Origin of the sequence: Nocardioides sp. Root151, from assembly GCF_001427925.1 — a bacterium.
Taxonomy (GTDB): Bacteria; Actinomycetota; Actinomycetes; order Propionibacteriales; family Nocardioidaceae; genus Nocardioides.
Map to the genome: position 1 here is coordinate 314,376 of NZ_LMGG01000007.1, position 22,928 is coordinate 337,303.

21 protein-coding genes are annotated in these 22,928 nt (G+C 70.0%); 12 read left to right on the forward strand and 9 right to left on the reverse strand.

What is annotated here, in order from left to right; translation table 11 throughout:
* The first annotated feature begins 79 nt into the window (after positions 1 to 79).
* Positions 80 to 397, forward strand: coding sequence for a GNAT family N-acetyltransferase (locus tag ASD66_RS19105; RefSeq protein ID WP_056682251.1), 318 nt, complete (start codon positions 80 to 82; stop codon positions 395 to 397).
* On the opposite strand, the gene ASD66_RS19110 is transcribed toward ASD66_RS19105, so the two are convergent.
* Together ASD66_RS19110 and ASD66_RS19115 are read right to left on the reverse strand one after the other, a co-directional pair.
* Positions 369 to 2,066: an FAD-dependent oxidoreductase gene (locus ASD66_RS19110; RefSeq protein ID WP_082563831.1), complete on the reverse strand. Its 1,698-nt coding sequence runs from the start codon at positions 2,064 to 2,066 to the stop codon at positions 369 to 371. The genes ASD66_RS19105 and ASD66_RS19110 overlap by 29 nt on opposite strands.
* A 10-nt stretch (positions 2,067 to 2,076) precedes the next feature.
* Complete coding sequence (locus ASD66_RS19115) at positions 2,077 to 2,526, reverse strand: nuclear transport factor 2 family protein (protein ID WP_235530165.1); 450 nt, start codon at positions 2,524 to 2,526, stop codon at positions 2,077 to 2,079.
* Positions 2,527 to 2,653: 127 nt separating this feature from the next.
* Between ASD66_RS19115 and ASD66_RS19120 the strand changes: the two genes are divergently transcribed.
* Positions 2,654 to 3,289 carry an isochorismatase family protein gene (locus ASD66_RS19120; RefSeq protein ID WP_056682242.1) on the forward strand — a complete coding sequence of 212 codons (636 nt, stop codon included), beginning with the start codon at positions 2,654 to 2,656 and terminating at the stop codon, positions 3,287 to 3,289.
* Between the two features lie 8 nt (positions 3,290 to 3,297).
* Here ASD66_RS19120 and ASD66_RS19125 read toward each other — a convergent pair whose 3' ends face one another.
* Positions 3,298 to 4,146, reverse strand: a complete 849-nt coding sequence (locus ASD66_RS19125; RefSeq protein WP_056891886.1) for a DICT sensory domain-containing protein — start codon at positions 4,144 to 4,146, stop codon at positions 3,298 to 3,300.
* Positions 4,147 to 4,228: 82 nt separating this feature from the next.
* Here ASD66_RS19125 and ASD66_RS19130 point away from each other — a divergent pair, with 82 nt between their 5' ends.
* Genes ASD66_RS19130 through ASD66_RS19155 form a run of 6 tightly spaced genes read left to right on the forward strand, consistent with a single transcriptional unit; the run spans position 4,229 to position 8,595 of the window.
* Positions 4,229 to 4,474 (forward strand): hypothetical protein, encoded by a 246-nt coding sequence (locus ASD66_RS19130; RefSeq protein WP_056682237.1) that lies wholly within the window; start codon positions 4,229 to 4,231, stop codon positions 4,472 to 4,474.
* Between the two features lies 1 nt (position 4,475).
* The gene (locus tag ASD66_RS19135) at positions 4,476 to 5,348 is read left to right on the forward strand and encodes an FHA domain-containing protein (RefSeq protein WP_056891887.1); all 873 of its coding nucleotides are present in this window, start codon (positions 4,476 to 4,478) and stop codon (positions 5,346 to 5,348) included.
* Entirely contained in the window at positions 5,341 to 6,234 is an 894-nt protein-coding gene (locus ASD66_RS19140) for an NAD(P)H-binding protein (RefSeq protein ID WP_056682231.1), read from the forward strand. The genes ASD66_RS19135 and ASD66_RS19140 overlap by 8 nt, the downstream gene beginning before the upstream one ends.
* Positions 6,231 to 6,962, forward strand: a complete 732-nt coding sequence (locus ASD66_RS19145) for a CPBP family intramembrane glutamic endopeptidase (RefSeq protein ID WP_082563829.1) — start codon at positions 6,231 to 6,233, stop codon at positions 6,960 to 6,962. Before ASD66_RS19140 ends, ASD66_RS19145 begins: the two co-directional genes overlap by 4 nt.
* The gene (locus ASD66_RS19150) at positions 6,959 to 7,228 is read left to right on the forward strand and encodes a sigma factor (protein ID WP_056682227.1); all 270 of its coding nucleotides are present in this window, start codon (positions 6,959 to 6,961) and stop codon (positions 7,226 to 7,228) included. The genes ASD66_RS19145 and ASD66_RS19150 overlap by 4 nt, the downstream gene beginning before the upstream one ends.
* Positions 7,225 to 8,595: a cryptochrome/photolyase family protein gene (locus ASD66_RS19155; RefSeq protein ID WP_056682224.1), complete on the forward strand. Its 1,371-nt coding sequence runs from the start codon at positions 7,225 to 7,227 to the stop codon at positions 8,593 to 8,595. Before ASD66_RS19150 ends, ASD66_RS19155 begins: the two co-directional genes overlap by 4 nt.
* A 10-nt stretch (positions 8,596 to 8,605) precedes the next feature.
* Here ASD66_RS19155 and ASD66_RS19160 read toward each other — a convergent pair whose 3' ends face one another.
* The 3 genes from ASD66_RS19160 to ASD66_RS19170 form a co-directional block, all read right to left on the reverse strand.
* The gene (locus ASD66_RS19160; protein WP_056682221.1) at positions 8,606 to 9,874 is read right to left on the reverse strand and encodes a 2-oxo acid dehydrogenase subunit E2; all 1,269 of its coding nucleotides are present in this window, start codon (positions 9,872 to 9,874) and stop codon (positions 8,606 to 8,608) included.
* Positions 9,875 to 9,885: 11 nt separating this feature from the next.
* Entirely contained in the window at positions 9,886 to 12,534 is a 2,649-nt protein-coding gene (gene aceE, locus ASD66_RS19165; RefSeq protein ID WP_056682218.1) for a pyruvate dehydrogenase (acetyl-transferring), homodimeric type, read from the reverse strand.
* An 84-nt stretch (positions 12,535 to 12,618) separates the two neighbouring features.
* Complete coding sequence (locus ASD66_RS19170; RefSeq protein WP_056891888.1) at positions 12,619 to 13,515, reverse strand: LysR substrate-binding domain-containing protein; 897 nt, start codon at positions 13,513 to 13,515, stop codon at positions 12,619 to 12,621.
* A gap of 66 nt (positions 13,516 to 13,581) precedes the next feature.
* Between ASD66_RS19170 and ASD66_RS19175 the strand changes: the two genes are divergently transcribed.
* On the forward strand, positions 13,582 to 14,457 hold the full coding sequence (locus tag ASD66_RS19175; RefSeq protein ID WP_056682212.1) for a CHAD domain-containing protein: 876 nt from the start codon (positions 13,582 to 13,584) through the stop codon (positions 14,455 to 14,457).
* Here ASD66_RS19175 and ASD66_RS19180 read toward each other — a convergent pair.
* Complete coding sequence (locus ASD66_RS19180) at positions 14,423 to 15,988, reverse strand: peptide chain release factor 3 (protein ID WP_082599613.1); 1,566 nt, start codon at positions 15,986 to 15,988, stop codon at positions 14,423 to 14,425. The genes ASD66_RS19175 and ASD66_RS19180 overlap by 35 nt on opposite strands.
* A gap of 80 nt (positions 15,989 to 16,068) precedes the next feature.
* A complete protein-coding gene (locus tag ASD66_RS19185) occupies positions 16,069 to 17,826 on the reverse strand; it encodes an FAD-dependent monooxygenase (protein WP_056891890.1) in 1,758 nt (585 codons plus the stop codon).
* A 415-nt stretch (positions 17,827 to 18,241) separates the two neighbouring features.
* Between ASD66_RS19185 and ASD66_RS19190 the strand changes: the two genes are divergently transcribed.
* Complete coding sequence (locus tag ASD66_RS19190; RefSeq protein WP_056682202.1) at positions 18,242 to 20,404, forward strand: DEAD/DEAH box helicase; 2,163 nt, start codon at positions 18,242 to 18,244, stop codon at positions 20,402 to 20,404.
* A 35-nt stretch (positions 20,405 to 20,439) separates the two neighbouring features.
* Here the strand turns inward: ASD66_RS19190 and ASD66_RS19195 are convergent, their stop codons facing one another.
* Positions 20,440 to 20,913, reverse strand: coding sequence for an Lrp/AsnC family transcriptional regulator (locus ASD66_RS19195; protein WP_056891891.1), 474 nt, complete (start codon positions 20,911 to 20,913; stop codon positions 20,440 to 20,442).
* A 113-nt stretch (positions 20,914 to 21,026) separates the two neighbouring features.
* Between ASD66_RS19195 and ASD66_RS19200 the strand changes: the two genes are divergently transcribed.
* On the forward strand, positions 21,027 to 22,220 hold the full coding sequence (locus ASD66_RS19200; protein WP_056891892.1) for a trans-sulfuration enzyme family protein: 1,194 nt from the start codon (positions 21,027 to 21,029) through the stop codon (positions 22,218 to 22,220).
* Positions 22,221 to 22,251: 31 nt separating this feature from the next.
* Entirely contained in the window at positions 22,252 to 22,770 is a 519-nt protein-coding gene (locus tag ASD66_RS19205) for a hypothetical protein (protein WP_056891893.1), read from the forward strand.
* Positions 22,771 to 22,928 lie beyond the last annotated feature (158 nt).

Genomic DNA, 22,928 nt, shown 5'->3' on the forward strand with positions numbered 1-22,928 from the left:
TCGGCGGCCGCCTCGACCTCGGTGCGTGACAGCCACGAGGATGGAGGCAAGGATTGAGCTCCGACTACGAGAGGCCGAGATGACCGAGACGACCGACCAGGACATCACCGTCCACGACGCACCCGAGAAGCACCGCTACGAGATCCACGTCGGGGAGGTGCGCGCGGGGTTCGCCCAGTACCGCCTGCCCGACGAAGGGCATGTCGACTTCGTGCACACCGAGATCGACGACGCGTTCAGCGGCCAGGGCCTGGCCTCGCGGCTGGTCTCTGCGGCCCTGGCCGACGTACGGACCCGTGGCAAGCGGATCATCCCCCACTGCCCGTACGTCGCCGGGTGGATCAAGCGCCACCCGGAGTACGACGACATCACCGACTGGCCGCAGCCTCGCCAGTGACCGAGTCGGCGACCGAGCCGGTGATCGACGCGGCGGCACGGTAGCTGAACGCGATGATCGGGCCGAGCGTCGCGCCCCCGGCCCAGTAGGAGCCGCCCGAGAACGACGCGACGCAGTTGCCGACGCCGTACAGGCCGGGGATCGGCTCCCCGGAGTCGTCGAGGACCCGCGCGTCCTCGTCCACCTGAGGGCCGCCCTTGGTGTCGAGCGTGCCGCCGGTCAGCAGGGTCGCGTAGTAGGGCCCGGTGTCGCTGATCGGGAACATGGTGGGGTTCGCGCCGTGGTCGTCGTCGGGCACCGCGCCGTTGAAGACGTGCTGGATGGGGCGCTCGCCACGGTGGAACTCGGCGTCCTCGCCCGCGTGTGCAGCGGCGTTGAACGTCTCGAGGGTGTTGCGCAGGGTGGGCAGGAAGTCGTCGGCCACGCGGGCGCCACCGGTGTGGGCGGCGTACTTCTCGAAGCGGAGCCGGATCTGCTCGGCCAGGTCCGCCAGCGTCTCGCCCACGATCACGTGGGCGGTGTCCTCCGATCCCGGCGCGGGGATGACACTTCCGAACCGATCGTTGCCGGCGGTCTCGGCGGTGCGCTGGTCCCACACGCACACCGAGACGAGGTTCGGGTACTCCGCGGCCTCGCCGTCCCAGCGGAAGAAGCTCTGAGCGATCTCGTGGTACTGCAGCTTCTCGTTGACGAAGCGCCGTCCCTCCTTGTTCACGATGACCATCGAGTCGCCGACCATGGTGAACGTCCCGGAGAGGTCGGGACGCCGGGCCACGGTCTTCTCCAGGGGCAGCGGGCACATCCACGCCGCATTCATGTTGCGCGGCTGTGCTCCCAGAGGCATGGCGATGCGGAGGAAGTCGCCCTCGTTCGTCGGAGCGGCGCACCCCGGGAAGACCGGATGGGCCAGGTGGTTGCGACGCAGCTCGTCGTCGTGGGTGAAGCCGCCGCTCGTGAAGACGACCGCCTTGCGGGCGCCGATGCGGACCGGCGTGCCGTCAGCGGTCGTGGCCTCGACGCCGACCACGCGACCCTCGTGCACGACGGCACGCTGGACGCGATGACGGAGGCGGATGTCGACACCGTCGCGCTCCGCGGCCTCGGCCAGGCTCCGCGTGGTGACCCGGCCGCCGTCGTGCATGGTCTCGGCGGCATCACGGTGGATCAGGACGCGTCCCCGGTTGGCGACGTCCTCGGGCAGCTCGGAGTGGTAGTCGGGGACGTCGGGCACGTGCCGGTAGGGCAGGGCGCCGCGTTCGTTGAGCAGTTCGGCCGCCGGAGAGGCGCTCTCGTGGATGGCGCGCAGGCCGCGGAGCTCCAGGTCGGTCAGGCCGAAGGTCGGGCTGCCGGCGTCGTAGCGTGCGGGGTAGGAGAGCCGGGCGACGAACCGCAGATAGTCGGTCTCGTCGTCGTGCAGCCCAGCGGCGCGCATCGGCTCGTTGTCGGGCACCCAGTACCAGTAGGCCGCCTTGAGCGCGGTGCCGCCGACCTGCTCGGCCTTCTCGAGGACGATCACCTCGGCGCCGCCCCATCGGGTGAACAGGGCGGTGGGCAGGCCCGCGCCCCCGCCACCCACGACCACCACGTCGGTGACCGTGTCGAAGTCCAGGCGGTCGGTGGGGCGGGCGGACTCGCGCGGGATCGGGTTCGGTGTCTGCGTGGTCGTCACGACGCCTCCCTCAGGCCTGGGCTGCGGCGAGCCACGGGTAGCGGGCGGTGTCGGCGTCGACGTAGTCGGGATCGAGGTGGATGTGCAGTCGCTGGATCTTGCCGTCGCGGATCTCGAAGACGTTGCAGAAGCGACCCCCGAGGCCCACACCCCCGCGCCAGGTGCTGCCGTCGGCCAGCTCGCCGTGCGTCATGCCCTCGGCGACGACCATGTCGTTCTCGATGACGTAGTTGAAGTAGGCGTTGTCGTGCACGATGGCTGCGAACATCGGCCACAGGTCGGCGAAGAGCTGCTCGACCTCCTTGATCCCGCGGGCCGCTGCGTGCTTGGGGAAGTAGACGTAGGCGCTCTCGTCGAACAGGTGGAGGAACGACTCCCCGGCGTCCATGAGCTTGAAGTAGCTCACCGCCACGGCCTTGCGGTCGTCGCGGGTCATCGGCGTGCTGGTGGTCTCGGGCATGGTCTGTCCTTCGTGAGGTGGAGGGGGGCTGGGCTGTGAACGTGGTCACAGTTGTAGCACTCGATGTGCGCACAAACAAGAAATATTCGAAAATAAGGGAATCTGCGAGCGTGTTACTTTGGGGCGCATGACGAAGACCGAAGCCGAACCGATCCGGGACCCTGGTGCCGACCACCTGCTCACGCCGCAGAACTGTGTGGTGGTGTTGATCGACTACCAGCCCGAGCAGTACTCCACGATCACCTCCACGACCAAGGACGAGATCGACCTCAACGTGGTCGCACTTGCTCGCCTGGCCCGGCTGTACGACGTCCCGGTCGTGCTCTCGACCGTCGGCGTCGACCTCGGCGTGAACCAGGGCACCAGTCAGGTGATCCTCGACGAGCTGCCGGGGGTGAGTGAGCTCGACCGGACCGGTGTGAACGCCTGGGAGGATCCCGACTTCCGTGCGGCGATCGAGGTCACCGGTCGCCGCAAGGTGGTGATCGCAGGGCTCTGGACGGAGGTGTGCCTGACCTTCCCGACCCTCGACATGCTGGCCGAGGGCTACGACGTGTACCCGGTCGCCGATGCGGTGGGCGGTGTCAGTCGCGTCTCGCACGAGCGTGCGTTCGACCGGATGATCTCGGCCGGCGCGCACCCGGTGACGGCGATCTCGTTCGGCTCGGAGCTGATGCGCAACTGGGCCCGGCCAGACTCTGACAACCTGCGCCAGGTGATGCGGTGGTACTTCCCCGAGCGCCAGCGGCGCGGTCTCGCCTGACCGGAGCCTCAGTGGTGGGCGGCCTGCTCGATGTAGGCCACGATGCGTGAGAAGAGTCGGCTGGCGGCCGACAGGTCCCCGTGGTCGGTGCGGGGTGGAGCGGCCAGCTCGTCGACCAGCGTCGTGGCCGGCTGAACTCCCGCGTCTGCGGCGAGGCGGGCGCAGGTGCGTGCCGCGGTGCGCACTGCGACGGGGTCGAGCGTCCACATCGCCTCGAACCTGCGGCTCCCCTCGTCGACCTCATCCTGGCCGGGGAGCTCCCAGGCGGAGAGTGCCACCGGCAGGGCGGTGCCGTCACAGATCAGCGCCCACTCGCGACACATCGGCGCGTCTTCGGTGAGGGGGACGTGGGCGATCCGACCCCCGTCGAGGTCGCTGATCGGACCCGCCGCGAAGGCGAACGTCGCCCGGGCCGTCCGGGCCAGGTCCTCCCACCGTGCCAGGGAGCTGCGCAGGTGCGCCTCGCGCTGGAAGGAGCCGAAGAGCACGGGATGGTCGGCGCGGGCGAGCTGCTCGTCCTCGATCGCGTGGGAGAGCGCCACCAGGGTGGACTTGCGCAGGACCTGCGTCGTCAGCTGCGGATGTGAGGCCCGCAGGGCGGCGTGCACCGACGGGGTTCTCGGCAGCTCTCCGACGTCGGCGATCGCGGCCTCGAGCCGGACCCCGGCCGACTGGCGGTTCAGCACCGCCCGCACGCGTTCGACCGTTCCGGGGTCGTAGCGCCGGTGCCCGCTGGCCAGTCTCCGGGCGGTGGGGAAGCCGTGTCGGACCTCCCACATGCGCAGGGTTGCGGGGCTGAGGCCCGTCTGTCGGGCCAGCTCCCCGATGGTGAGGGAGCCGGTCGGCAGGTCTTGCAATTCCTCATTCCCTGTGCGCACCATTGGAGCATAAACCTAAACAACGTGTTTAGGAACCTGTGTAGGAATGGGGAAGGTAATCATGAGCTCCAGCGAACGCCCCCAACGGTCTGACGAGAACACTGACCAGGAGGTCGACTGGACCGACCTCGGCATGAGGATGTGGTCGTTCCTCACCGGTCGCGAGGCCGCGATCAACTACGAGTTCCAGGACATGCTGGTCGAGATCCCGCGCGACACCGGCAGCAACGCCCCGCGGGCGACCTGGCGGCTCAACGGCACGCTTCGGGTGACCACCGACGACAACGCGTCCCTCCGATCGGCGTGACATGCCCACCCGGCTGAAGATCGCGGCAGACCTCGGCTTCACGATCGAACGGCCCGGTGGGCGCACGGTGCACGGTCGACTGCACGGAGAGGGCAGCAGGCTCCGTCTCGAGGTCGATCATCCCGAGGCGTTCGCCACCCGGGCGGACGCCGTCGGGCTCGCCTCGCTCGCCGCCGGACTGGCGAAGCGCGGCCTGGTCATCGACGTGACCCGGGGCAGCAGCATCCTGCTGAGCCTCGGTGCGGTGCGGGTCCCGTGGTGGCACCGTCGCCTCACCGGTTCCCGGCACATCCGCATCGGGAGTGTTCGGGGCCTGGTCGCACCCGGGCGGGCGCGGCTCGCTGCCGGCGACGGAGAGGGCGTGCTCCCCGTCCGCGATCTCGTGCCGCCCCGGACCCTGCTGCCCATCGCCCCCACGTTCATGAGGCCGCCGCGTCGGCGCGTCACGATCACGCACGACCCGGCCAAGGGCGGGCAGCCCCGTCTGGTGCTGGTCAGCAACGACGACCGGGCCCCCTTGGGCAGGCGCCGGAACCACCGGCTCCGGGGGCCCCTCACGAGCATCGGCGGCAGCGACGAGTGCGACATCCGGCTCGACGGGCTGCACGCGTTGCATGCCGAGGTCCTGCACGACGACGAGGACGAGTTCGTCGTCGTCGCCCACGCCGACGACGTACGGGTCAACGGCGCACGCGTGCAGCGCCAGCGCCTGCGGACCGGCTCTCGCCTGCAGGTCGGCGCCTGGACGCTGGTCTTCACCCGCGAGGAGTACGCCGACCACGGCCGGCCCTACGGCGGCCGCATCGGCGGTGAGCTCGGGCACCAGCGACCCCAGCCGCCGCGCCACGTCCTCAACAGGGGACCCGATGACTGAGCCGGTCCTCGTCGCCGGGGCGACCGGCTTCGTCGGACGCCGGCTCGTCGACGCGCTGGTCGCCACGGGAGTGGAGGTCCGGGCGATGACGCGCCGCCCGGACGCGTACGACGGTGCGGGTGAGCCGGTCGCCGGCGACGTGCACGACGCGCCCTCCCTCCACGACGCCCTGGCCGGCTGCTCAGCCGCCTACTACCTGGTGCACTCCCTCGGCTCCGACGACTTCGAACGACTCGACGCGGAGGCCGCGCGGGCGTTCGGCAAGGCGTGTGCCGATGCCGGTGTCGGTCGCATCGTCTACCTCGGCGGCCTGGGGAGCGACGGCGACGACCTGTCGGCGCATCTCCGCAGTCGCCGCCAGGTCGAGTCCCTGCTCGGTGAGTCGGGGGTTCCCGTCACGGTCCTGCGGGCCGGCATCGTGGTCGGACACGGCGGCCTCTCGTGGGAGATGACCAGGCAGCTGGTCGACCACCTGCCGCTGATGGTCACCCCACGTTGGGTGTCCACGCGCACCCAACCGATTGCCGTCGATGACGTGGTCGGGTATCTCGTCGGTGTGCTGGAGCTCCCCGAGACAGCCGGGGAGACCTACGAGATCGGGGGCCCGGAGGTGCTCCGCTACGCCGACATGATGCGTCGGGTGGCGACGATCCGTGGTCGGCCGCTGGTGATCCTGCCCGTCCCGCTGCTCAGCCCCGCACTCTCCGCGTTGTGGTTGACGCTGGTCACCGATGTGGACACCACCGCCGGGCGCAACCTGATCGACTCGATGACCAACGAGGTCGTGGTGCAGGACCACCGCATCCGTGAGCTCGTGCCGCGTGACCTGCTGGGGTACGACCAGGCGGTGCGGCGGGCCCTGGCCGAGCGGAGGGACGCTCGATGAGTCGATGGCAGCGACTGCGTGGCCGCCTGCCCCGGAACCTCGCGTACGTCGTACCGAAGACCCACGAAGAGACCCCGGCGATGCGCCGTCGACGGAGACGGGTGGTCGGCGGCACCCTCGTCGTGGGGAGTGCCCTGCTCGGACGCTCACTCTCGACGAAGCCCGGCTCGCGTGAGTTCTACGTCGAGACGCTCAGCCTGGCCGGGGTCTGGACCGCGGGCGGGCTCCTCTCCGGCCCCCTGCACCTCGGCTGGATAGAGGGCCAGGACACCCGGCTCCGGCGTCCGCTGGTCACTCCGGTGGCGACCGGCGCGGGCGCATTCTGCCTTTTCTACGCCGCCACCCTGGTGAGCCGGCGCATCCCCTTGCTCGACCGTGCGGTGTCCCGGGTGCTGCTCTTCGCCGAAGAAGGGCAGGAGGGGCTGGTGCTGGCGACCACGCTGGCCAACGGGCTCGCCGAAGAGGTCTTCTTCCGCGGTGCGCTCTACTCGGCCAGCAACAGCCACCCGGTCATCGTGTCCACCGCGGTCTACTCCGTCGTGACCGCCAGCACCCGCAACCCTGCGCTGGTGCTGGCCGCGGGCGTGATGGGCGCCCTGTTCGGCCTGCAACGCCGGGCCACCGGCGGGCTGCAGGCATCCGCGCTGACCCATGTCGCCTGGTCGGCCCTGATGGTGCGGTTCCTTCCGCCGCTGTTCCGCAGGGCCGGAGGAGCGCCTCGGTCATGACGCCCACCTGCGACCTGCTCGTCCGCGCGGGCTCCGCGGACCGGGCCGCCTTCGCGGAGTTCTACGACGCCACGTGCACGCCGGCGTACCTGCTCGCCCGGTGCCTGGCCGGGGACGTCGAACGCGCCGAGAGCCTCCTGCTCGGTGCCTACGCCGCGGCCTGGCGGTCCGCATCCCGATTCGACCCGACCCGCGAGCGGGCGCTCACCTGGTTGTTGTCCCTGGTGCAGTCGTCGGCCCGACAGACCCATGAGGAGAGACCATGACGACACGAACGGCCATCGTGCTCTTCACCCGCGACCTGAGGGTGCACGACAACCCGACACTGCAGGCCGCCGCGGACCAGGCCGACCACGTGCTTCCGCTGTTCGTGTTCGACGATGCGATCGCCGGGTCGACGTACCTCGCTCCCAACCGCGCGGCGTTCCTGACCGACTCCCTGTCCGACCTGGACGAGTCGCTGCGGGGGTGTGGTTCCGACGGCCTGGTCGTACGGCGCGGAGACCCCGCCGACGAAGTCGCCGCGCTCGCGCGGGAGGTCGGTGCGAGCAGCGTCCATCTCTCGGGCGACTGGAGCCGGCACGCACAGCGTCGCCTGGAGCGCCTGAGGAACGCGGTCGACGGCAGCGCCGTGGACGTGGTCGTGCACGACGAGACCCTGACGGTGTCACCGCCCGGCGTCGTCACCCCCGACAAGAGCGATCACTTCGCGGTGTTCACGCCGTACCACCGCCGCTGGTCGGATCGGCCCCTTCGTCCGGTGCTGGGCCAGGGCCCCCGACTCGTCTCGCCACGAGTACGGCGGGGACGGATTCCGACCGCCGACACGCTCTCCCCCGGCGACTCGCTGGCCCGTCACCTGCCCGTGGGCGGTGAGACGGCGGGGCGTCGGCGGATGAGTGCGTGGCTGGACTCGTCGGTCACCGACTACGAGGACCGGCACGACGACCTTCCCGGCGATGCCACCTCGCGTCTGTCGCCGTACCTGCACTTCGGCTGTGTGTCGCCGGTCGAGCTGGTGGCGAACGCCGGACGGTCGCAGGGAGCGCAGGCTTTCGTGCGCCAGCTGGCGTGGCGCGACTTCCACCTGCAGGTCCTGGCGGCCCGCCCCGACGCCGCTCACACGGACTACCGCGACCGCGGCGACCGATGGCGCCAGGACGCCGACGACCTGCGCGCCTGGCAGGAAGGGCGCACCGGATTCCCCATCATCGACGCGGCGATGCGGCAGCTGCGCGAAGAGGGCTGGATGCACAACCGGGCCCGACTGCTCGTGGGCAGCTTCCTGACCAAGACGCTCTACCTCGACTGGCGAGAAGGTGCCCGGCACTTCCTGCACCACCTCGTGGACGGTGAGGTCTCCAACAACCAGCTGAACTGGCAGTGGGTGGCCGGCACCGGAACAGACAGCCGTCCCAACCGGGTGCTCAACCCGCTGACCCAGGCCGACCGCCACGACCCGGACGGCGACTACGTGCGCCACTACGTTCCGGAGCTCGCCGACGTCGAGGGCGGTGCGGTCCATCGGCCGTGGAGGCTGCCCGACGAGGTCCGGTCGCGGCTGGACTACCCGGAGCCGATCGTCGACCTGGCCGAGGGTCGGCGCCGGTTCCTCGAGGCCCGGGACCGTTGAGCGCAGCCACTCACAGCGCGAGGCGGCGCACGTCGGCAGTGAGCTGCGTGAGGTGGGCGGTGAAGCGGGCCGCCAGGGCGCCGTCGATGACACGGTGGTCGTAGGACAGGCACAGTGGCAGCATCAGTCGGGGCACGAAGGCCTCGCCGTCCCAGACCGGCGCCATCTTCGAGCGCACGACGCCGAGGATGGCGACCTCGGGGGCGTTGACGATGGGCGTGAAGGCGGTGCCGCCGATGCCACCGAGGCTGCTGATCGTGAAGGTCGCGCCCTGCATGTCGGCGGCGGTGAGCTTGCCCTCCCGGGCCCGGGCGGACAGGTCCCCGAGCTCGCGGCTGAGCTCCAGCGCCCCCTTGCGGTCCACGTCGCGTACGACGGGCACCACGAGGCCGTCAGGGGTGTCGACCGCGACACCGATGTGGACGTAGTCCTTCAGCACGAGCTCGTCGCCGGCCAGCGAGCTGTTGACCTCCGGGAACTTCCGCAGGCTCGCGGCCACCGCCTTGAGCAGGAAGCTGAGGAGCGTGACGCGGTATCCCTCGGCACGCGCGGTGTCGTCGAGCTCGCGGCGGTAGGCGTCGAGGTCGGTGATGTCGGCCTCGTCCGAGTGGGTGACGTGCGGGACGTTGAGCCAGGAGCGGTGCAGGTGGGGCCCCGAGAGCTTCTTGATCCGCGAGAGCGGCACGGTGCGGATCGGGCCGAACTTCGAGAAGTCGACCTCCGGAACGGCGGGGATGCCGCTCGAGCCCGCCGCCGAGGGCGCGAGTGAGCGCTCGTAGTGGGTGAGCAGGTCCTGCTTCGTCACGCGGCGTCCGGGGCCACTGCCGGTGACAGTCGCGAGGTCGACCGTGAGCTCACGGGCGAGTCGGCGTACGAGGGGAGTGGCACGGAGGGTGCCGCTGGTCTCGGAGTCCGCGGCCGGCGCGGGTTCCACCGGCGCGGGCACGGCAGCCGGAGTGGGTGTCTCGGGGACCTCGACGGGCTCGGGAGTCTCGACGGCCTCGGGGGCCTCGGGGGTCTCGGGGGTCTCGACCGTCTCCGGGCCGGCCTCGGCGGTCTCGGCGATCGCGATCACGCTGCCCCGGCTGACCAGGTCGTCGACCTTGACCGACAGCGACACGATCGTGCCGGCGACCGGGGAAGGGATCTCCATCGTGGCCTTGTCGGTCTCCAGGGTGACGAGCGGGTCCTCGGCCTGGACGACGTCTCCGGGGCTGACCAGGAGCTCGATGACGGGTACGTCGGTGAAGTCACCGATGTCGGGAACCTTGATCTCCATCGTTGCTGTCCTCACGCGTGGGCCGGGTCGGGCCGGTTGGGGTCGATGCCGTACTTCTCGATCGCCTGGGCGACGAGGTCCCTGCTGACGATGCCTTCGGCTGCCAGGCTGCTGAGTGCGGCGACGGTGATGTGGTGGCGGTCCACCTCGAAGTGGCTGCGCAGGTTGCGGCGGTAGTCGGACCGGCCGAACCCGTCGGTGCCCAGTGCGGTGTAGCTGCCGGGGACGAAGCGCGCGATCTGGTCGGCGAAGGACTTCATGTAGTCGGTCGCCGCCACCACGGGGGTCTTGCGGTCTCCCAGGCACTGCTCGACGTACGACATGCGCGGCTCCTCGAGCGGGTGGAGGGTGTTCCACCGCTCGGTGGCCAGGCCGTCGCGACGCAGCTCGGTGAAGCTGGGTGCGCTCCACACGTCGGCCTTGATCTTGAAGTCGACTGCCAGCAGGTCGGCGGCGGCGAGCACCTCGCGCAGGATGGTGCCCGAACCGAGGAGGTTCACCTTCGCGGCACCGCGGCCCTTGCCGGGCTGCAGGCGGTAGAGGCCCTTGAGGATCCCGTCGGTGACACCCTCGGGCATCGCCGGGTGCTCGTAGTTCTCGTTCATCAGCGTGAGGTAGTAGAAGACGTCCTCCTGCTCGGCGTACATCCGCCGCAGCCCGTCGGCGACGATGACCGCCAGCTCGAACGCGTACGTCGGGTCGTAGGCCACGCAGTTCGGGATCATCGCGGCCTGAAGGTGGCTGTGGCCGTCCTCGTGCTGCAGGCCCTCGCCGTTGAGCGTCGTGCGCCCGGCGGTCCCGCCGAGCAGGAAGCCGCGGGCGCGCATGTCGCCGGCCGCCCACGCGAGGTCGCCGATGCGCTGGAACCCGAACATCGAGTAGTAGATGTAGAACGGGATCATCGGGGTGTCGTTGCTGGAGTACGACGTCGCTGCGGCGATCCACGACGACATGGCGCCGGCCTCGTTGATGCCCTCCTGGAGGATCTGGCCGCTGATGTCCTCCTTGTAGAACATCAGCTGCTCGGCGTCCTCGGGTGTGTAGAGCTGGCCGGCCTGCGAGAAGATCCCGACCTGGCGGAACAGGCCTTCCATGCCGAAGGTGCGTGCCTCGTCGGGGACGATCGGGACGACCCGGTTGCCGACGTTCTTGTCGCGCAGCAGCTTGGTGAGCACCTGGACGAAGGCCATGGTGGTCGAGATCGCGCGGCCCTTCGAACCGGCGGTCTGGGCGGCGAACGCCTCGACACCCGGGACCTCCAGAGGTGTCGAGGTGCGGCGCCGCTCGGGGAGATAGCCGCCGAGCTCCTGCCGGCGCGCGTGCAGGTACTTGTGCTCGACGGAGCCTTCCTCGAAGGAGACGTAGGGGAGGTCGGGGAGCTGCTCGTCCGGGACGGGGATCGAGAAGCGGTCGCGGAAGGCGCGCAGTGCGGGCTCGGCGACCTTCTTCGCCTGGTGCGTGATGTTCTGGCCCTCACCAGCAGAGCCGAGGCCGTAGCCCTTCACCGTCTTGGCCAGCACCACGGTCGGAGAGCCGGTGTGGGCGTTGGCGGCGGCGTAGGCGGCGTACACCTTCTGCGGGTCGTGCCCGCCGCGGGTCAGGCGCCAGATCTCGTCGTCGGTCCAGTCCGCGACCATCCGGGCGAGCTCGGGGTCGGCACCGAAGAAGTGCTCGCGGACGTAGGCGCCGTCCTTGGACTTGAACGTCTGGTACTCGCCGTCGACGCACTCCATCATCCGTCGCTTGAGGGCACCGGTGGTGTCCTTGGCGAGGAGCTGGTCCCAGCCCGAGCCCCAGATGACCTTGACGACGTTCCACCCGGCGCCGCGGAAGACGCCTTCGAGCTCCTGGATGATCTTGCCGTTGCCGCGGACCGGGCCGTCGAGCCGCTGCAGGTTGCAGTTGACCACGAAGACCAGGTTGTCGAGCTTCTCCCGGGCGGCCATGGAGATCGCGCCGAGCGACTCGGGCTCGTCGGTCTCGCCGTCCCCGAGGAAGGCCCAGACCTTGCGGTCGGCGGTGTCGGCCAGGCCGCGGGCGTGCAGGTACTTCAGGAAGCGTGCCTGGTAGATCGCCATCAGCGGGCCCAGCCCCATGGAGACGGTGGGGAACTGCCAGAAGTCGGGCATCAGCCACGGGTGGGGGTACGACGAGAGCCCGGCGCCGCCGGTCTCCTGGCGGAAGTTGTCGAGCTGGGCCTCCGTGAGCCGGCCCTCCAGGAACGCACGGGCGTAGATGCCGGGGGAGAGGTGGCCCTGGACGTAGACCAGGTCGCCGCCGTGGTCGTCGGACGCGGCGTGCCAGAAGTGCTGGAAGCCCACGTCGTAGAGGGTTGCGGCGGACTGGAAGCTGGAGAGGTGGCCGCCGAGCTCGGTCGACTCCTTGTTGGCGCGGAGCACCATCGCGAGCGCGTTCCAGCGGATCACGGACCGGATGCTGTGCTCGATCTCGCGGTCGCCCGGGTGGGTCGGCTCGTCACTCGCCGCGACGGTGTTGACGTACGGCGTCGTGGCCACGAACGGCACCCGTGAGCCGAGGCGCTGCGCCTCCTCCAGGACCTGGTCCAGGAGGAACTCGCTGCGCGCCTCGCCCTCGAACTCCAGGACGGCGGCGAGTGCGTCGCGCCATTCCTGTGTCTCGGCGGGGTCGATGTCTGTCATCCCGTGTCCTCAGGTCGATGGAGATGTGCACCACCATCCTCAAGGCAGTTCTGGAATGCGTCTAATGCCTAGTTGGACATCAATTCATGCGTCAGACACATGGATCTTCGAGCTGGTGCGGAGCGCGTGGTCCCGGAACTGCGCGGACGCCGGCGGCAGGTGGCGGTCGCGGACCCAGGCAAGACCGATCTCTCGTGAGGCGCGCACGTCGGTGATGCGCAGGGAGGGCGCGATGGGCGCGGCGCCGCTGCGCGACTCGGGCAGCAGGGCGACTCCGAGGCCCGCCGAGACCAGCCCCCGGAGGGTCTCGACCTCCTCGCCCTCGAAGCCGATCTGTGGCGTGAACCCGACCTGCGCGCACAGGTCCTCGGTGACCGAGCGCAGGCTGAATCCCCGTTTCAGCACGATGAACTCCTCGTGCGCGACGTCGCCGAGCCGCGCCGTACGTCGAGAGGCGAGTCGGTGGTCGGGTGGCACCACGAGGCGCAGGGGCTCCTGGAACAGCTGGCGGCTCTCTAGCTGCTTCAGCTGCGGTCGATCACCGGTGATGGCGAGGTCGACGACACCGTTGAACAGGTCGTCGATCAGGCCCGCGTCCCCGTGCTGGCGCAGGTCGAACCGCACGTTCGGGCGTTCGGCGCGGAAGCCACGGATCAGCTCGGGGACGAGCCAGGTCCCCAGGGTGTGCAGGAAGGCGAGGGGGACGAAGCCGCCGTCCGGTGCGGTGATGTCCTGCACCGATCGCATGCCCCGCTCGTAGGCGTCGAGGGTGTCCCGGGCGTGCCCGGCCAGCTCACGGCCGGCCGGCGTCAGCGTCAGGCCGCGCCCGACGCGTTGCAGCAGCGGGGTGCCCACCTCGCGCTCGAGCCGGGCCAGCGCCCGGGACACCGCGGGTTGCGTGCGATGGAGCTGCTCGGCGGTCTCGGTCACGGTGCTGCCGTCAGCCACGGCCAGGAATGCGCGAATCGTGTCCAGCTCCATCCACCCATGATGACAGTGCATGGATCGAACGGCTTCCCGGACACCTGGCGCGAGTAGCCTCCGGACATGAGGCACTTCTCGGCCGCCGAGGTGCTGCACCCCCACCTCCGCACACAGGTCCAGCAACTTCGTGAGCTCCGGGGCCCGGTGCGGGCCGACGAGCCGGACGCCGTGCACAGGATGCGGGTGACCACCAGGCGTCTGCGCAGTGCCCTCGCGACGTTCCGACCGATGCTCACGGCTGACTCATCCCGGGCACTGCGCGACGAGCTGAAGTGGCTTGCGGGAGTGCTGGGCGAAGCGCGCGACGCCGAGGTGTTGCGTGACCGGTTGGCCGGGCTGGGACCCCAGGAGTTGGCGGCACGCCTGGATCTGCGCCACGACGAAGGCATTGCACACGTCAGACAGGCGCTCGACTCACCGCCGTGCCTCCACCTCTTCGATGCCCTGGACGCCTTGGTCGAGGAGCCACCGTGGGCCCCGGAGGCGCAGGCCGCGGCCCACGACGTCCTAGGAGTGGGGGTTCGCCGCGACTGGAAGCGGCTCGCCCGTCGCGCCAAGGCCGCGGGTCGTGCACGCACCGACGCCGATCGCGACCTGCTGCTGCACGAGGTGCGCAAGGCCACCAAGCGGCTGCGCCACGCGGCCGAGGTCGTCGTACCTGTCTTCGGGTCACCGGCTGACCATCTGGCGGCGGCGGCCAAGCGGCTGCAGAAGACGCTGGGTGAGCACCAGGACAGCGCGCGGTGCCAGCAGCTCCTCCGGGAGTTCGCCTCGGAGACCACGCTGGCCGGAGACGCCGAACTGGCCCTCCTGCGCCTGCTCGTGCACGAACAGGTCCGCGCCGAGCGAGCCCGCGAGCAGTACGGGCCGGCCCTCGACTCGCTGCGGGCCCGGCGCCCGAGCGTCAGCTTCCGCCGGCGGGCAAGGCCTCGAGCATGACGTCGGGCTTGTCGCGGGCGGTCGCGGTGGCCCGCCACTGGTCGGTGAAGATCGCCAGGTAGGTGCCGTCGGAACGCTGGAGCACCTCGCAGCCCCGTGCCCCGGCCAGGGCCTTCGCGCCCTCGGCGTCGGTGCGCCGAGCCACCTGGTAGTCGAGTCGCGACAACCGGATCGGTGAGTTGAACTCGTTGGTCATGCGCTCCTGCACGACCTCGAACTGCATGGGGCCGACCGCGGCGAGCACGGGGCTCTGGTCGCCGCGCAGGTCCGAGCGCAGCACCTGGACGACGCCTTCTTGGTCGAGCTGCTCGATGCCCCGGCGGAACTGCTTGTAGCGGCCGATGTCCTTGGCGGTCGCGGTCATGAAGTGCTCGGGGGCGAACGTCGGCACCGGCGGGTACTCGATCGGGTCGCCGACGTACACCGTGTCGCCGACGCGCAGCGACTGGGCGTTGACGAACCCGACGATGTCGCCCGGGTAGGCGTGCTCGATGGACGACACCTCGCGCCCGAAGACCGCCTGGGCGTATTTCGTCGCGAACGGCTTGCCCGTGGTCGCATGCGTCACGACCATGCCGCGGTCGAAGGCGCCGGACACGATGCGCGCGTAGGCGAGCCGGTCGCGGTGGGCGGCGTTCATGCCCGACTGCACCTTGAACACGAAGGCACTGAAGTCGTCGTCGACCTGTCGCAACGAGCCGTCGACCCCGGCGGTGACGTGCGGTGCGGGGGCGAGGTCGAGCAGCAGGTCGAGCAGCTGGGCCACCCCGAAGTTCTGCAGCGCGGAGGCGAACATGACCGGTGTGGTCTCCCCGGCCAGGAAGCGGTCCTGGTCGTGGTCGGCGTCGTCCGCGGCGAGCAGCTCGTGCTCCTCCACGGCGTCGGTCCAGACGTCGGCGTCCGCCGCGTCGACCTCGGACGGCGGCATCCGGCGCTCGGGGGCACGCGTGGCGCCACCCGCCGTACGGGTGTACTTCACGAACTCGCCCGTACGCCGGTCCAGGACGCCGCGGAAGTCGCCCGCCTCGCCGACCGGCCAGGTCAGGGGCGTGGGCCGCAGCTTGATCTGCTGCTCGATGAGGTCCATCAGCTCGAGGGCGGAGAGCCCGGGACGGTCCCACTTGTTGATGACCGTGATCACCGGGATGCCGCGCAGCGCGCACACCTTGAACAGCTTGAGGGTCTGCGGCTCGAGGCCCTTTCCGGCGTCGACCAGCATCACTGCCGAGTCGACCGCGGAGAGCACCCGGTAGGTGTCCTCGGAGAAGTCGCTGTGGCCGGGGGTGTCGACGAGGTTGATGACGTGGTCGCGGTAGACGAACTGGAGGGCCGCGGACGTGATCGAGATGCCGCGGGCCTTCTCCATGTCCATCCAGTCCGAGACCGTGGCGCGGCGACCGCCCTTGCCGTGGACGGCGCCGGCCTCGGTGATCACCCGCGCATGCAGGGCGAGGGCTTCGGTGAGCGTGGACTTGCCGGCGTCGGGGTGGCTGATGACGGCGAAGGTACGGCGGGGGCGCTTGTCTGACACGCCGCGAATCTACCGGCCGCGGCGCCGTCCCACGGCATTCGGAGAACCTCCGGACTCCTTCGCGCCGGGGCGCCGGTCGCTCAGGCGTCGGACGCGAGCGTCCGGCGGAGTACGGCGACGAGGTCGCCCTGCGGGTCGTCGGTCAGCCGCGTGGAGCGCCAGGCGACGTGGTGGTCGGGGCGGACCAGGAGGCAGCCGGTGTCCTCGACCTCGCGCAGCTCGGCCCAGCGACCCAGCACGTCGTCGTACTCGCAGTGGTGGCCGAGCGTGCGCACATTGAGGGGTACGCCGAGCTCGGTGGCTGCCTTTGCGGCGGCGTCCGCCCACGCCTCTCCGCCGATGCCGGTGAGCAGGGTGAAGGCGCCGTGGCCCACGAGGTCGAGCGTGGAGACCCGGCGCCCCTCGTGCTCGAGCCAGGCGTGCGGCAGTCGCGCGCCGGGGTGTGTGGTCGGGTGGTGGAAGAGCTCGGGGTCGCGGTCCGGAGTGGGCCAGGGAGTGTCATCGTCGGCGACGGCCGAGGACTCGTAGTGTTGGTCGAGCTCCACGCCGTGGCAGTTGAACTGGTAGTTCTGCAAGGCGACCGCCTCGTCGAGGGCCCTGCGGCGGACCTCGCCGTCGGGCCCGGGGAGGAACAGGTCGTCCAGTGCCTTCCAGCCGTCGTCGCTGCTCTGACCGGGTGCGAAGCCGAGCGCCTGCGAGATCGGGAGCATGTCGCCGACGCTCTTCATCGCCCGGTCGACAACCTGACGGCCGACCGGCTGGCGCTCCGCGTCGTACGTGTCGAGCAGTGCCGGGCCGGCCAGCCCGCGCAGCACGTAGGCCAGCTTCCAGGCGAGGTTGAAGGAGTCCTGGATCGAGGTGTTGGTGCCCAGCCCGTTCGCCGGCGGGTGTCGGTGTGCGGCGTCACCGGCGAGGAAGACCCGACCCTGCTGGTAGGTCTCGGCGACGACGTGGTTGATCTGCCACTGGCTGATCGCCTTCACCTTGATGTCGACGTCCGGGTTGCCGATGGTGGTGCGGGCCCGCGCGATCACGGCTTCCTCGGAGAGGTCCGGCTCGCCCTGGGCGGGGTCGTACATGTAGAGCATGACCCACTCGGTCCACGGCTTCACGCAGATCCAGGTGCCCGAGCCGACCCAGTAGTCGTTGCCCGGCTGGCACATCCAGTAGAGCGTGCCGGGCCGGTGCGCGGTGTACGCCGTCAGGTCGGCCTCGAGCCAGACGTTCACGGCGGCGCCGAGCCCGGTCGTGCCGTCCATGGAGAAATCGAGCAGATCGGCCACGGTCGAGCGGCCACCATCGGCGCCCACGGCGTACTTCGCCCGGATGGTCTGCTGCTCGCCGGTGCCACGATCCTTCACGGTCGCGGTCACGCCGTCCGCGTCCTGGGTCAGGCCGACGAGCTCGGTGTCGAAGCGGACGTCGGCGCCGTGCCCGGTCGCGCCGCGCAGCATGACCGGCTCAAGGATGTGCTGCGGGATGTTGCACATCTGGCTCGGGCTGGCCAGGTCGTAGTCGCTGCGTCGTTCGGGGCCGCTGCCCCATGTCAGGAGCCGGGCGATCTCGGGGTCGGTGAAGCTGGTCGACCAGACGTTGTTGCCCATCAGCTCGTTGGGGGTGGCGACCTCGCGCACGTCGTCCTCGATGCCGAGGTCGCGGAAGACCTCCATCGTGCGCTGGTTGGTGATGTGCGCGCGGGGCGAGTGCGCGGTGCCGCCGTACTTCGTGACGGTGACGGTGTCGATCCCGAGCTCGGCGAGCAGGCCGGCCATGGCCAGGCCGGCGGGCCCGGCCCCGATGACCAGTACGTCGGTCTCGATGGCGTTGAGCTCTGTCATGGCGGTTCTCCTCGGGCGATCAAGTGGGCGGGCGGGGCGGTGATGCCTGTCACAGAGCATGACATTCGTCGTGCGAAGATTCAAGAGATGTTCGAAAATAATGGAATGAGCGACTGATCAATGGTGGATCGGTGACTCCGCGCAGCGAGCAGTCGACACCGGATGCACCGTTCCCGCTGATCGGTGCGTAGAATGGGCGCCGTAGAGGTCAGGTTTTCCAACCCCTCGGTTCTGCTGGTTCGAATCAAGCGCCGCCGAATCACGCGCCGCAGGAACGACTGCCCCGGCTGCAGATTGCCGGGATCGACTCGGGTGGTCTCGGCCTGATCGTCAGGCCCCGGCCTGTTCGCCGTCCGAGCGCTGCTCGACAGCCGGCCTCCACGCCCTGACCCGGGCCCTCCAGAGGAGAGAATTCTTGGCAAGACGAGGCCAGCGCCGCCAGACCGGTGACACGCGGACCGCACAGCGCAGCAACCAGCGCGGCGGTCAGCGCAACAACCAGCGTCGCAACCGACCGCTCGACAACGACGGGATCATCCCCGTGCTCGCCCGCGCCGTGCGTGAGGTCGAGATCGCGGTGCAGAAGGGGTCGGTCCAGCGCCCTGACCGCACCAAGTTCCAGGTCGTCGCGCTTCTGGTGCGTGAGGAGCGGGCCCGCATCAAGGCCGACACCGAGACCACCGAGGCCAAGCGAGCCGACGAGCTCAAGCGCCTCGACGGCATCGCCACGATCCTCGCCAAGACCACGGCCCGTGACACCTCACTGCTCGAGCTGCTCACCGAAGAGGCCTCGGTCTCCGATGCGGCGCGTGCCCTCAAGCGCGAGATGCTCGAGGCCGCCGGGCTCGACGTACCCCCTGAGGAAGTGGCGGCCCCGGAACCGGCCCTGGCCAACGGCGCGCACACAGAGCGCCGTGTCGTGCCGCAGTCCGTGATCTCTCGTCAGCTGTCCAACCCGTTCCTCGTTCCCGACTTCTCCACCCCCGCGCCCGTGACGCCGAAGACGCACCGCCTCGCGTCGTGGGAGCTGCTCGGCCCGCTCTTCCGGTCCTTCGAGTACGGCGGCGCCTCGTCCTGCATGGACCTGCCGGAGCCGAGCACGCTCAAGACCGCCAGCGGCATGGAGCTCATGCACCACCAGGGTGAGGTCGTCGCCGCTGCCGCCGAGGGCCACCGCACGTTCCTGCTCGCCGACGAGCCGGGCCTGGGCAAGACCGCGCAGGCGTTGCTCGCCGCGCAGGCCGCCGAGGCCTATCCGCTGCTGGTCGTCGTGCCGTCGGTCGTGAAGACCAACTGGGCCCGCGAGGCCGAGATCTGGACGCCGAAGCGCCCCACCACCGTGATCCACGGCGACGGCGACACGATCGACGGCTTCGCCGACATCGTGATCGTGAACTACGAGGTGCTCGACCGGCACGTCGGCTGGCTCGGCGACTTCGGCTTCCGCGGCATGGTCATCGACGAGGCGCACTTCATCAAGAACAAGTCGTCACAGCGCTCGCAGCACGCGCTCGAGATTGCCGACCGCATCCGAGCCCGTACGCCGCGACCGCTGATGATGGCGCTGACCGGCACTCCGCTGATCAACGACATCGAGGACTTCCGCGCGATCTGGCAGTTCCTCGGCTGGATCGACGACAAGAAGCCGCGGCCCGGCCTGATGGCCGCCCTCGAGGAGACCGGTCTCTCGCCGGTCGACTCCGGCTTCTATGCCGCGGCCCGCGCGGCCGTGATCGACCAGGGCATCGTGCGTCGCCGCAAGGTCGACGTCGCCTCCGACATTCCCGCCCGCCGGGTCGCCGACCTGCCCGTCGAGCTCGACGACGCCCTCGGTCGCTCGATCCGCGACTCCGAGCGCAAGCTGGCCAAGCGCCTGCTCAAGCGCTACCAGACCGCGCTCGAGACCCGCACGTCCGGCGTCACCGTCGAGGGCATCGACCACGAGCTCGTACGCCGCGTCGCGACGTGGGAGCGCGAGGACAACAGCGACAACAGCTCGGGCGAGAACGTCTTCACGATGATGCGCCGGATCGGCCAGGCCAAGGCTGGTCTCGCCGCCGACTACGCCGCCCAGCTTGCCCGCAACGTCGGCAAGGTGGTCTTCTTCGCCAAGCACATCGACGTGATGGATGTGGCGCAGGAGACCTTCGCCAAGCGCGACATCCGCTACGCCTCGATCCGTGGCGACCAGACTCCGCGTGAGCGGCAGAAGAACATCGACGCGTTCATCAACGATCCCGACGTCGCGATCGTGGTGTGCTCGCTGACTGCTGCCGGTGTCGGGTTGAACCTCCAGGTCGCCTCCAACATGGTGCTGGCCGAGCTGTCGTGGACCGACGCCGAGCAGACCCAGGCGATCGACCGGATCCACCGCATCGGCCAGGCCGAGCCGGTCACCGCGTGGCGGATCATCGCCTCGCAGACCCTCGACACCAAGATCGCCGAGCTGATCGACAGCAAGGCAGGACTGGCTGCGCGTGCGCTCGACGGGTCCGACGAGGAGATCGCCGACTCGTCCGACGTGCAGCTCGAGGCCTTGGTCGCCCTGCTCACCGACGAGTTGGAGCGCCTGGGCTGATCGGGGTGCTGGGCTGATTGGGGCGCCTGGGCTGATCAGCCCAGCACGCCGGCGCCCTCGCGCAGCTCGAAGACCAGCTGGGTCTCCGTCTGGCGGACGACCTGGTGCACGGTCACGTGCTCGAGCACCAGGTCGCGCAATGCCTGGGCGCTCTCGACGGCGACGTGCAGGTGGAAGTCGTCCTCGCCGGCCACGTGAAAGGCCTGGAGTACGCCGGGCGCGCGGGTGAGTGCGGCGTACAGCTTGGTCACGTGGGCCTGGTTGTGGCTGCCCAGGCGCACCTTGATCACCGCCTGGATCGGGCGGCCCAGTGCGGCGAGGTCGAGCTGGATGCTGGTTCCGCGGATCACGCCGCGCTCGCGCAGCGCGCGCACCCGATAGGCGCAGGTTGACTCGGCGATCCCGAGCCGGGACGCCAGTGCCTTGTTGGTCAGGCGGGCATCGATGGAGAGCGCGCGCAGGATCTCGAGGTCGGTGTCGTCGAGTCCGACGCCTTGGGCTTTCGGCAAGTCTGCTGCCCTCCGATGCGGGTGGATTGAGTCTTCTGGCCAATCTAGGCGCTCAGTTCGCTGATTCGACAGAATCAATGGAGGCTGGCTGCTGAATCCACCATCGTGGGGGCATGTCCCTGCGCCCTGACTCCCTCGCTGTCCACTGCGGTCGTGACGATCTCACCGACCTCGGTGTGCACGCCCTGCCTCTCGATCTCTCCTCCACCTACCCGTTGCCGGACATCGAGTCCGGGGGCGCGGCCTACGAGTCGATGGCCACCGGCGGCCACCCGCTGGCCGAGGGCGGCCATGTGTACTCCCGGCTGTGGAACCCGACGGTCGGTCGCTTCGAGAAGGCCCTGGCCCAGCTCGAGCACGCGGGGGAGTCGGTGGCGTTCGCCTCGGGCATGGCCGCGATGACCGCCGCGATCCTGTCGGCCACGGCGTTCGGCGAGCGGCGACACGTGGTCGCCGTACGACCCCTGTACGGCGGCACGGACCACCTGCTCGACTCCGGGCTGCTCGGCGTGGAGGTGGACTTCTGCACCGAAGAGGGCGTCGAGGCCGCGATCCGTACGGACACGGCGCTGGTGATCCTGGAGACCCCGGCGAACCCGACGCTGGATCTCGTGGACATTCGCCACGTCGTGGCACAGGCCGGTGTCGTGCCGGTGCTGGTCGACAACACCTTCGCCACGCCGATCCTGCAGAACCCGATCACGCTGGGTGCGGCGATGTCACTGCACTCTGCGACGAAGTACCTCGGCGGACACGGCGACGTCACCGCCGGTGTGATCGCGTGCGGCCAGGAGACCGCTTCGGCGCTGCGTCGGGTGCGGGCCGTGACCGGCGGTCTGCTGCATCCCCTCGGCGCCTATCTGCTGCACCGAGGGCTGACCACGTTGCCGATCCGCATGCGGGCGCAGCAGGCCAGCGCGACCCGCATCGCCCAGTGGCTCGGCGAGCACCCTGCCGTGGACACCGTCCACTACCCGGGGACCGACGGAGACCCGCGCGACCTGTTGCAGACCCAGATGTGGGGGCCGGGTGCGATGGTCGGCCTCACCCTGCGCGACGGGTTCGCGGCGGCGGAGGCGCTGACCACGCGCACGCGCCTCTTCACCCACGCGGTCTCCCTCGGCGGAGTCGACTCGTTGGTGCAGCACCCCGCTGCCCTGACCCACCGCCCGGTCGCGCCGGAGGCCCGCCCCTCGGCGAACCTCGTGCGGATCTCGGTCGGCCTCGAGGACGTCGAGGACCTGATGGAGGACCTCGACCGCGGTCTCAGCGCCTCCCGCGATCGCGTGCCGTTGACCGCCGGCTGACGCTCTGTTGCTCTCCTGTTGACTGGCCGGCATGAACGGACGACAGATCGGCGGCCTCATCGGCGCCGGCGGGGGACTGGTCTTCGTGCTCGCCAACGCGGGAGAGCTGCCGGGCGCGACGGCGCTGCGCGTCGTGGGAGTGGCCTGCTTCGTGGTGCTGGTCGCCTGGCTGGTGGTGCGTACGCCGGCCGCGCCGCCGACACCCACACCCGCGGCACTGCGCATCTACTGGACCTGCGTGCTGGGCGAGCTGGTGGCCATCCCGGCCGGAGCCGCCGTGCTGCGTCAGCTCGGCCACGCCGAGCTCGTACCGGCCTGGGTGTTGCTCGTGGTCGGCACGCACTTCGTGCCGTTCGCCCAGGCGTTCAGGCTTCCGCTCTTCGCGAGGCTGGGCCTGGTGTTGATCGCGATCGCGCTGGCCGGCATGGCCAGTTCGTTGGCCGGCGTCGACGATGCCGTACCGCTGGCTGCCGTCGCTGCCGGGTTCGTGCTGTTCGCGGCCGTCGCGGTCGGTTCGCTTCAGCGTGAAGCCACGGCTGTCGTCTCGTGACTCGGCTGGCCCTCGACGCAAGCTGATCGCGCCAGGCTCATCGTTGGCTGAGGAAGGCGTGCTGCGCTCTCGTGGTCTGCGGTGCCCGCGCTGCCGCTTCGTTGGTTGAGGAAGGCGCGCCAGCGCCTGTCTCGAAACCAACCCACGATCGACCGCGC